General features: G+C 38.6%; 9 protein-coding genes. All 9 read left to right on the top strand.

Features of this window, described 5'->3' with window-relative positions:
* Positions 1-281, top strand: a 281-nt coding sequence (locus B2W36_RS15575; RefSeq protein ID WP_293888557.1) for a hypothetical protein, incomplete at its 5' end; no start/stop codon positions are given.
* 50 nt (positions 282-331) lie between these two features.
* Positions 332-2,473, top strand: a complete 2,142-nt coding sequence (ccoN, locus tag B2W36_RS15570; protein WP_293888555.1) for a cytochrome-c oxidase, cbb3-type subunit I — start codon at positions 332-334, stop codon at positions 2,471-2,473.
* A 4-nt stretch (positions 2,474-2,477) separates the two neighbouring features.
* The gene (locus B2W36_RS15565) at positions 2,478-2,675 is read left to right on the top strand and encodes a hypothetical protein (RefSeq protein WP_293888553.1); all 198 of its coding nucleotides are present in this window, start codon (positions 2,478-2,480) and stop codon (positions 2,673-2,675) included.
* A 3-nt stretch (positions 2,676-2,678) separates the two neighbouring features.
* A complete protein-coding gene (locus B2W36_RS15560) occupies positions 2,679-3,593 on the top strand; it encodes a cbb3-type cytochrome c oxidase N-terminal domain-containing protein (protein WP_293888552.1) in 915 nt (304 codons plus the stop codon).
* Positions 3,594-3,608: 15 nt separating this feature from the next.
* Positions 3,609-4,997 carry a cytochrome c oxidase accessory protein CcoG gene (gene ccoG, locus B2W36_RS15555; protein WP_293881671.1) on the top strand — a complete coding sequence of 463 codons (1,389 nt, stop codon included), beginning with the start codon at positions 3,609-3,611 and terminating at the stop codon, positions 4,995-4,997.
* Between the two features lie 11 nt (positions 4,998-5,008).
* Positions 5,009-5,431 (top strand): FixH family protein, encoded by a 423-nt coding sequence (locus B2W36_RS15550; protein ID WP_293881673.1) that lies wholly within the window; start codon positions 5,009-5,011, stop codon positions 5,429-5,431.
* Positions 5,432-5,440: 9 nt separating this feature from the next.
* Entirely contained in the window at positions 5,441-6,130 is a 690-nt protein-coding gene (locus B2W36_RS15545) for a sulfite exporter TauE/SafE family protein (protein ID WP_293888550.1), read from the top strand.
* A 56-nt stretch (positions 6,131-6,186) separates the two neighbouring features.
* Entirely contained in the window at positions 6,187-7,650 is a 1,464-nt protein-coding gene (gene cls / locus B2W36_RS15540) for a cardiolipin synthase (protein WP_293888548.1), read from the top strand.
* Positions 7,651-7,967: 317 nt separating this feature from the next.
* A complete protein-coding gene (locus B2W36_RS15535; protein WP_293888546.1) occupies positions 7,968-9,233 on the top strand; it encodes a tyrosine-type recombinase/integrase in 1,266 nt (421 codons plus the stop codon).
* Positions 9,234-9,256 lie beyond the last annotated feature (23 nt).

The raw sequence follows: 9,256 nt of genomic DNA, 5'->3' as shown, positions 1-9,256 counted from the left end.
ATAGTGGCTATTGCATAACTGAGGCAAAGGTGTGTCTTGAGGAAACAACAACCTTTTTTGGCCGTAATAATAGGTTGACTTATATTAAAAGATCTAGCTGCAAGGTTAGAAAAGTGATTAGCATCACTTTTGACTTCACGATTAATTATAGGAACGCCGGTTCACCATTTTTATTTTTGATAACTTACTTACATTCAGTTGCAAATTGTAGAAACGAAGCGAAAGCCGAGATTAAGCTAAAAGTGATGCACATCACTTTTGTACGCATTGTGCATCATTAGATTGTCATAAAATGCTGCTTACTTTTGAAGCAGAATCAACAATTTAAGTAATGCAGTTAGAGCAATTTAATTACGACAATAAGATTGTCAGAAATTTCGGAATCGCTACCATTATTTGGGGGATAGTTGGTATGACCATAGGATTGCTTGTGGCGACTCAACTTGTTTGGCCTCAGATGAACTTTGGATTGCAATTTACAACATTTGGCCGTGTACGCCCTGTACATACCAATGCGGTTATTTTTGCTTTCGTAGGTAATGGTATTTTTATGGGAGTATACTACTCCTTGCAGCGGGTGCTTAAAGCAAGAATGTTCAGTGATGCTTTGAGTAAGCTCCATTTTTGGGGTTGGCAATTAATTATTGTTGCCTCGGCTATTACACTTCCACTGGGTCTTACTTCAAGCCATGAGTATGCCGAAATGGAATGGCCAATTGATATCGCCATTACCCTTATTTGGGTTGTATTTGGTATCAATATGTTCGGCACTATTATCAAACGACGCGAACGCCATATGTATGTCGCAGTTTGGTTCTATATTGCCACGTTTGTTACAGTCGCTGTTTTGCACATTGTTAACTCCATTCAATTGCCCGTAGCGGGCTGGAAAAGTTACTATGTGTATAAAGGTGTACAGGATGCCCTTGTACAATGGTGGTATGGACACAATGCAGTAGCCTTTTTCTTGACGACTCCTTATCTGGGAATGATGTATTATTTTCTTCCTAAAATGGCCAACCGTCCGGTTTACTCGTATAAATTAAGTATTCTTCACTTTTGGTCTTTAATCTTTATTTATATCTGGGCAGGTCCTCACCATTTATTATATACGGCACTACCGGGTTGGGTACAGTCTTTAGGAGTCGTGTTTTCAATTATGTTGATTGCTCCGAGTTGGGGTGGTATGATCAATGGTCTGCTCACCTTACGGGGTGCATGGGATAAGGTGCGGACAGAACCGATGTTAAAATTCATGGTGGTGGCACTTACCTGTTATGGGATGGCAACTTTCGAGGGGCCTATGTTATCCTTGAAACAAGTTAATGCAATTGCTCACTTTACCGATTGGATTGTAGCACACGTACACGTGGGGGCATTGGGATGGAACGGATTTATGACATTCGGAATTTTGTACTGGTTGATACCTCGTATTTATAAAACAGAACTCTACTCTAAAAAACTGGCATCAACTCACTTCTGGATTGGTACACTGGGTATTTTGTTCTATGCAATCCCAATGTACTGGGCAGCTGTAGTACAAGGTTTGATGTGGAAAGAATTTACACCAGAGGGTGTTTTGAAATATCCGAATTTCCTTGCGACGACATTAGAAATTTTGCCGATGCACATGATGCGTGCATTAGGTGGGGCTCTTTATCTGTCTGGTGTGTTCTTGATGACTTTCAACTTGATCAAAACGATGAAAAGCGGAAAGCTTCTGGCCAATGAACCAGCGGAAGCACCTGCATTATTGCCAGTTCAGGTAAACGAACAGTCGCAACACCGTCGCCTCGAACGTAAACCAATTTTATTTATGGTGTTAGCGCTAATTGCCATCCTTATCGGAGGTATGGTCGAGATGGTACCGACGTTTACGATTTCTAAGAACGTTCCCACAATTGCTAGTGTGAAACCTTACACAGCATTGGAATTGCAAGGACGGGATTTGTATGTTAGGGAAGGCTGTGTTAATTGTCATACACAGACGATCCGTCCGTTTAGGTCAGAAACAGCGCGATATGGTGAATATAGTAAAGCTGGTGAGTTTGTTTACGATACACCGTTTTTATGGGGCTCGAAGCGGACTGGACCGGATCTGCACCGGATCGGAGGGAAATATCCGAACAAGTGGCACTTTGACCACTTGATGGATCCAACAATTACCTCTCCTGGAAGTATCATGCCAACTTATCCATGGCTGATCGATCAGAAATTGGACAATTCTATTCTGCAGGATAAAATGAAAGCATTGCGCAAATTGGGTATTCCATATACCGATGCTGAAATTGAACATGCTGAACAGGATCTTACTAAGCAAGCGCAAAAAATTGCTGATGATCTGAAACAAAATCAAGTGAATGTGTTAGCTGATCGTGAGATTGTAGCCGTAATTGCATACTTGCAGCGACTTGGAACAGATATAAAAGCAGCGCCGAAGGTAGCTGATAATACTATTAACGCAAATCAATAAAGCGATGTTTAAGCAAATAACAAATCTAAACGGTAGTGAGCTTTATTTAATCGCATCACTTTGGATCTTCTTGATTTTCTTCATTTCAGTAGCAATAATGTTGTTCCGGATGAAAAAAGACTATGTTACTTATATGAAGGAATTGCCTTTGGAAGAAGACGAAACAGAAAAGGAAATGAATCATTCACCTGAAAGTCTATAATATATGAGTTTATTATTGGATACTGCACCAGCTACCGCAGAAGTTGTTCAATCTACGATAGGATTTGGTACAGATAATTTATACACAGATATCTTAATTATCGTATTGATCGTTGTGATGTTGGCTCTCCTCGCTTCGGCACTGATGGTCAATCGTGCGATGAAATCCATTATTAAGATTACCATGCCTGAATTGGCCAACGAGGAAAAACTCAAAAAGGCAGCAAACAAAGGCTGGATGAAAAGGTCATGGAACAAGATCATGGGGATCAGACCGATTTCAGAAGAGAAGGATATTGTTATAGACCATGAATATGACGGTATTCGCGAATTGGATAATCCGATTCCAATCTGGTTTAATTTCCTCTTTTACGGAACAATCTTTTTTGGTCTTGTTTACTTATTCGTTTATCAGGTCTCTGGTATAGGAATGAACCAAGATCAGGAATATGAACATGAGATGGTCATTGCTGAGAAAGAACGCCAGGCTTATCTCACTGCTTCAGCGAGTAACGTAGATGAAAGTAGCGTGGAGTTTCAACCGGAGTTGGCCGCCGACGGGAAAACTATCTTTACCGCAAACTGCGTCGCCTGTCACGGCGGTAGTGGTGAAGGTGGTATCGGACCGAACTTGACCGATAAGTTTTGGTTACATGGTGGCGAAATTAAGGACATCTTCAAAACCATTAAATATGGTGTTCCTGATAAAGGAATGGTGCCTTGGGAACAAACTTTAAGTCCTGCTCAAATTGCCCAGGTGGCCAGTTATATTGTCACATTAAGGGATACTAACCCTGCTAATCCAAAAGCGCCTCAAGGTGAAGAGGTAAGCTATGGTGGTGGGCAGGCAGCAAGTGGAGAGAAATCAGCGGAGGAAGGTAAAACAGATCAAGCTGAAACAGAAAAAAAAGCAGAGTAATAAATCGAAATAACAATGAGTACAGTAGTATTGAATAATGCCAATAATGGTGGATCTAAGTCAAAAAAAAGACAATGGATTTATGCCAAGAAACCGCAGGGAGAACTTTACAAAAAGAGACAGTGGGTTGGATATTCACTGCTACTGTTCTTATTTGTCGCTCCTTTTATCAAAATAAATGGTGAACCGTTTTTAATGTTTAACATTATTGACCGGAAATTCTCCATCTTAGGAAATCTTTTCTATCCGCAAGACCTATACATATTCGTATTTGGCATGTTGATCGTGATGGTATGTGTGGTTTTGTTTACTGTTGTCTTTGGACGGGTATGGTGTGGGTGGACTTGCCCCCAGACCATTTTTATGGAATTGATATTTAGAAGGATCGAGTATTGGATTGAAGGTGATTGGCAACAACAAAAAAAATTGGATGCAGGTCCCAATACGGATCAAAAGCAGTTTAAGAAATTTTTGAAACACAGCATTTTTCTGATCATATCCTTTTTCATCTCCAATATCTTTTTATCTTACATTATCGGTGTCGATGCCTTGTTAAAGATTATCACTGATCCGCTGGATCAACATATCGGTGGTCTCATCTCGATTACTATATTTACATTGGTTTTCTATGGCGTATTTGCGTATGTTAGAGAAATTGTATGTATAGCAATCTGCCCATACGGCCGATTGCAAGGGGTACTCTTGGACGATCAGAGTATTACAGTAGCTTATGATCATAGACGTGGAGAACCTAGAGGAAAACATCAAAAGGATGTCATGGCACCTCAGGGCGATTGTGTGGACTGCAAGCTCTGCGTCCATGTATGTCCTACAGGAATTGATATTCGAAAAGGCTTGCAATTGGAATGCGTAAGTTGTACGGCATGTATCGACGCCTGTGATGCTGTCATGGACAAAATCGGAAAGCCTAAAAAGTTAATTGGCTTTTATCCAATGGGGGAGATCGAGGGTACGCTCAAGAAAAAAAACAATACGAGAACGATAGCTTATTCTATCGTGTTGGTCGCCCTAATGACTGTCTTTTGTTTTCTATTGTTCAACCGTTCTCAGGTGGATGGAAGGTTACTCCGCGCAAAGGGCAGTACCTACCAGCTTCGTGACGATAAGACAATAAGCAACTTGTATTCTTTGGAATTGATCAATAAGTCTGGCAAAGAAATGCCTTTCAAACTCGTCTGCGATGATCCGCGTTTAAAGATTCAGCTGGTTAACCCTATCCAAAAATTGGATAAAGATGGGCATGCGACAATGAGTTTTTTTCTCATTATCGCGAATAAAGATGTGGAGACTTATAAAAGTAATGTAAAATTAGCGATCTATTCGGGTGATAAGAAAGTGGAAAGTTTAAAAACTACTTTTATAGCGCCTCCGGGTATGAATTAAAATGAAGAAAAATGAATTGGGGTACAAAAATTTTTTTAACCTTGGCGGTATTTATGTTGTGCATAGTCGGAGCGGGTGTCTATATGGTAAGCCATGACTCAGATAGTCTGGAGGAAGATGATTACTACGAACAGGGGCTGAATTATGACCAAGCGTACGATAAAAAGCAGAATGTATTGACTATGAAGGAATCTCCGACTGTCGAAATCAGGAAAGACACCTTGTACATTCATTTTGTCTCTAAAGAAAATAAAGGGAAATTGGTTTTTCGCAAGCCTTCTGATAATCGATTGGATAAAGAATTACCGTTTCAGACGACAGGTAATCTATATACCCTTCCGATCTCCACGTTCGATAAAGGAATGTGGAACCTTTATATTGATTGGAAAAGTGTGGGTAAAGATTTTCTATTTGAAGAGCATATTTTATTTTAGTATAAGGAAATGAGCTATACTTATTTTGCTTTTTTCATGGGATTGTTTGGCAGTATACATTGTGCGGTAATGTGTGGCCCATTGATTTTCGCCATAGAAGGGAGGCAGGATTTGGGGTGGAAAGTTTTCCTAAATAAGATATTATATCAATCGGGTAGGGTACTGACCTATGGTTGTTTGGGGCTTTTACTCGGTACGATAGGGACATTTGCACAAATTCAAGGCTGGCAGCGCACCTTGAGCTGGGTTACAGGAATTATACTGATAGGAATTGCTTTATTTCAGCTAGTCGGTAAGCACAACAAAATGATCGCGAGCTGGCAGACCAAAGCTGTGCAGCCTATTGTACGGTTGTTGTCGAAGTGGTTGTATAAGCCAGGGGGAAGCTTTATAGCCGGTGTGTTGAATGGATTATTACCCTGTGGCATGGTCTATATGGCACTCATGTCTTCCATCAACGCGGATAGTCCACTCCAAAGTTTTTTCTTTATGGTATGTTTTGGTTTGGGAACTATACCGTTGTTGTTTCTCTTTTCTTTTCTTGGCAATTTTTCCCGATCCTTCAAAATTGGATTTTCAAAATGGGTACCTTTTCTATATTTCTTGTTGGGAATATGGTTTGTACTTCGTGGTGCCAATTTAGATATTCCCTATTTAAGTCCATTTATTCATGTTGAGGGTGCAATAAACTGTGTTTGACGACAACGATATGTCGGTACTAAATATTATATTTGGTCAAACCCTTAGCATACAAAATGGAGGTACTTCATCATATCTTACAAATAGTATTACAATATTACTGGATCCCTTTACTGATTCTTTACATTGGTGTAATCGGGACCATCTTGATCGAAAACCGTAATCCATCCAAAACGATTGCCTGGATTATGGTCATTGTGTTCTTGCCCGGCATTGGTTTACTCAGTTACTATTTCTTTGGACAAAAATTTAAAAAGGTCAAAAGAATGAAACGGGTATACCGTGAGCAGTCCAAAAAACTATTGGACGCTTGGCGTAAGGAGTCTGAAATTATGGAGGAACATATCGATACGTTAAATGAACGCATTGGAAGTTTGGCTATGGTGTATCGATATCTCAAAAACCAAAAAATATCTACCTTTTCCCTGAATAACGAGGTGACGCTATTTATCAATGGCGAAGAAAAATTTCCTGTACTTATCGACCGGCTTAAAGCAGCCGAGCATTCTATCCATATGGAATATTACATTTGGGAAATGGACGAAATAGGCCGTGAAATTTTACATATTTTAGAAGAGAAAGCAAAAGCTGGTGTCACTGTGCGTCTGATATTAGACAGCTTTGGTGCGCCGGATGTAATAAAATATTTGCGACGAAATAAACCTGATTTTGAATTTCAAGCCTTTCTTCCCGTTACTTTTAGTTCTTTGGCAAACAGTAACTACAGAAACCACCGTAAGATTGTGGTTATTGATGGTAAAATCGGCTTTGTCGGTGGGATCAATATTTCGGACCGATATATCAATAACGGAAAGAATGGGGTTTACTGGCGGGATACGGCGATGATGGTAATCGGCGCAGCAGTAAATACATTACAGATCCAGTTTTGGAATAGCTGGAATCAGACGGAAGCGGAGTCTTTTGAACTCGGGCGGGGTTATTTAAATCGATTTCCATTAAATCATGAAGATGCCAGTGGAGTAGGGTTTACGGCGAGTGATCCTGGATCGCCAGCACCATTCAATATGGAAGCTATTATCGCAGGTATAAATGAAGCTAAAGAGTATGTACAGTTGTGTACTCCTTATTTTATTCCAAGCGATCAATTGACCACTGCTTTAATGTTGGCGGTTTCGTCGGGTGTTCGTGTGGATTTGATGTTGCCGGCTCAGTCTGATTCGTATTTCGTACAACATGCTTCTTTTTCATTTATCAAACCGCTACTGGAAAGGGGAGTGAATGTTTACCTTTATAAAAAAGGGTTTCTCCATGCTAAAACGATCTGTATTGATGGGAAGCTGGCGTATATTGGTACGACAAACCTGGATATCAGGAGTTTTTATATCAATTTTGAGATTTCAGGAATTATCTCGGATAAAGCACTCTGTGACCGTCTGAATGCGCAGTTTTTGGCTGATATTGAATTTTCAGATCTGATTACAATTCGAAGTTGGATGCAACGAAGCCGTTGGAAAAGGGGGGTCGATTCTATCTGCAGACTATTGGCTCCTTTGCTTTAATGACGTTTGAAAGGGGCTCATGGTTCCAATACCAGATATAATAAATGTTAAAAATGACCTATTGGGGTTGGTCTTTGCCTAAAATTGAATATATTTAGCTATTCATTTTTTATTCTAAGACTTTCCATGAAGCACATAAAACTATTGATTTAATTAACGACATTTTAATATATTTGAACCGCTTTAAACATGTTTTAAGGCGGTTTTTTGTTTTCAAAAATTCTAAAAATCCGTTGAAATTCATCTTTAGGGACACATTTGGGGACACATAGTTTTTGTTCCTTTAGTAAATATTTAATGTATTCAAATTGTTGACTATGAATGATATAAATAAGTCTAAAAAGATTGGTAAACCTTATGTTATTAAGGAGAAAAACGGTATTTGGAAGGTGTGCTTTAAGTATAAGGACACATTCGGTAAAGAGAAAAAGTATTATTATAGCGATGATTTGAATGATTCGAAATTCTTTGTTTTAGATTCAAAGGGCAAGAAGAAATTAGATAAGAATGGTAACGCAGAAATTAAAAACATAAATGAACGAAAGACAATAGCGAAAAGGCGAATCGAACGTCTAGAGGAAGATTTAGATAACTTTGAATTCATTGTTGATGGTGGTTATTTTGCTCTAGGAGATACTGATAAAAAAATAACCGATTTACTCCAAGAATTTTTAACATTCAAAATAGCAGAAGGTACCATAAATGATAAAACCTACAACATATATAACTCAAAGGTTTCAAGATTCAAAGCCTATTTGGATAAATTGAAAGCGCCAAATTTGACTTTGAAAGACTTTACTAAAGAACATTTCAGCGCATTTTTAAGCTATATCATTGTTGACCTAGAACAAAGCAAAGGGTACAGGGATGATTTTTTAGTCTTTTTTCAGGGATTTTATAACCACTTAATTGACTATAAAAATTTACAGATAAGTAATATTACTAAAACTATCAAGCGTATCGACAAGGGGAAAACCAAAATGCACCAAGCAGTCGAAATTGACGATTTCCATAATGTTATTCAGGAAGTAGAAGCATATAATGATTACTTAGCCGTAATGTATAAATTTATATTTTTCACTCTGCACCGCATAGAAACAATTGTTTCTATTCAATTTAAGGATATAGATTTAAAACGGAATTTAATACATTTAAGCTCCGATATAGTGAAAAATTATGAACAGCTTAGTATTTCATTAGCTGAGCCATTACAAGAGCTTATAAAGGCTTATTTGAAGGAAAACGAAGTAGATAAAGATGACTATCTCTTTGGGAAAGATTACGAACGTGCAAAGATTAAATTATTCGGGAAAGTCCAAAGTAAAGCAAATACATTTTCAACTCAGTTTTCAGCCTTTAAGCGTGGTGCAATAGAGAAAGGAAGCAAGTATATAAGTGAATATACCACTCTTTACAGTGCTAAACATAGCGGAATAAAATTCTTACTTGAAAGTGGTTACACACCTAATCAAATAATCACCATCACGGGACATACAAATGTCAATCAATTGGGAGCTTATGCGAAAGATTATAAACCTGTAAAGGTGCAATTTCCACCACTACCAGTAAAAGAAAAACTATAAGGGGTAGTGTAAACTGAACTGTG

The sequence above is a fragment of the Sphingobacterium sp. UBA3549 genome (assembly GCF_002376635.1).
Classification (GTDB): Bacteria; Bacteroidota; Bacteroidia; order Sphingobacteriales; family Sphingobacteriaceae; genus Sphingobacterium.
This window is presented reverse-complemented; position numbering and strand designations above follow the sequence as displayed.